The sequence below is a fragment of the Bradyrhizobium sp. Ec3.3 genome, assembly GCF_000472925.1.
Taxonomy (GTDB): domain Bacteria; phylum Pseudomonadota; class Alphaproteobacteria; order Rhizobiales; family Xanthobacteraceae; genus Bradyrhizobium.
This window is the reverse complement of sequence record NZ_KI421476.1, coordinates 10,636-12,032: the sequence shown is the minus strand read 5'-3', so window position 1 is coordinate 12,032 and position 1,397 is coordinate 10,636. Positions and strand designations below refer to the sequence as shown.

The window sequence follows — 1,397 nt, the reverse complement described above, 5'->3', positions numbered from 1 at the left end:
AACGCCGCCCGCCGCAACATAATCCTTCACCGTGTGATGGCTGCAGCCCAGCTCGCGCGCAATCCGCTTCAGCCCCCATCCGCACGCCCTCAGGCGCAACATCTCCGCCACGTCATCCGGCGTCTTCATTATCTGCCCCCGTGGATCACTCCACGATGAGCCTTCCGTGATTCGTTCCTGCTTCATTCGCTCTCTCCTCGGCTATCCAAGGAGGGGGCAATTCCTCATGGCGCCGAGGGGGCAGTTTTCCATGGCGCGCGACAGCCTATGCGCAAATTGCTTCTTGGAGTAACGCTCATCTTGCCGATCGCCTTCATGACAACGCCGGTGTCGGCGTTCCCCCGATCGCCTGCTTATCCGTTTGCGCAGGGCCCAGCGAAGAGCAGCACCGATCTCATCCAAATAAAAGGCTGGGGGCACGGCGGCGGCTGGGGTCATGGGTACGGTTATCAACCGTTTGGCTGGAGTCGCGGTCGCAAGGTCGGCTGGCGCGGACACGGCTGCCCGCCTGGTCTCTGGAAACAGGGGCGGTGCTGATTCCAAGACGCCACCGGATAGAAATGCTCGGCGGCGTACTTTTTTGAACCGTCAGCACCACAGCCGTCGGCGATGTGTGCAGAACCTTGCCGATTGCGCTTCCTGTGCGATCGGCGCCGTCGCTTCCTGCTCCAGGATCAATTTTCCAACGGCGACCCAATAGGTCGCGATCTCGCGCGAAGAGTTACCTGGCTTACGATAATTAGACGTTACCGACCGCGAAGTCCGCTTCGCGCTGCAAGCGGCCGGACTCACGAGGCCGCCCTAGACCCACAAGCGACGTCGTCGAATGCCGATCTGACTACTTCAGACGAACTGGTCGGACGGCTGCGATGTCCATCGTGTGGCCCGACCTTGGAGCGATCCGCGCAGCATGCCGCGGACGTTCCCGAATGTGTTCCTGCCCGAGAAACCGAACACACGCGCCAGCATGAGGAGCCTCGGCAAAACGCTCGTGTTCGTCTAATGCAGCCAATCCAGGTTGCCGCCACAATGCGGACTTCGGTATCAGCCAATAGCCCGACGATGTCTCACTCGGGCGCTACAGCCCCAGATGCTTTGACGTGCGATCATTGCGGCGCAGCTGTCTGACCGCCGCGTGGCGCGGCGACCTAGCGGAGGCCGTTCTACGTCCTGCTTCGGAGTGCGAAGCTCGATGCGAACTGCCGGTTGTCGCCGGCTTAAGGATTCGGAGCCGCCGCTTGCATCTCGTGTCCCGGGCTGAAGCCGGATGCGCCGGGATGGCCGGAGGGCGTGCTTGACGGTGCCGCTTGCATCTCGTGTCCCGGGCTGAAGCCGGATGCACCGGGATGTCCGGAGGACGAGCTTGAGGATGCGGCTTGCATCTCATGCCCTGGGCT

1 protein-coding gene is annotated in these 1,397 nt (G+C 62.3%); it reads right to left on the bottom strand.

Translation table 11 applies throughout. The features are described 5' to 3' along the window. The coding region (locus YUU_RS0145955) for a helix-turn-helix domain-containing protein (protein ID WP_027528119.1) at positions 1–186 on the bottom strand (186 nt) is incomplete at its 3' end. Between the last annotated feature and the right edge of the window lie 1,211 nt (positions 187–1,397).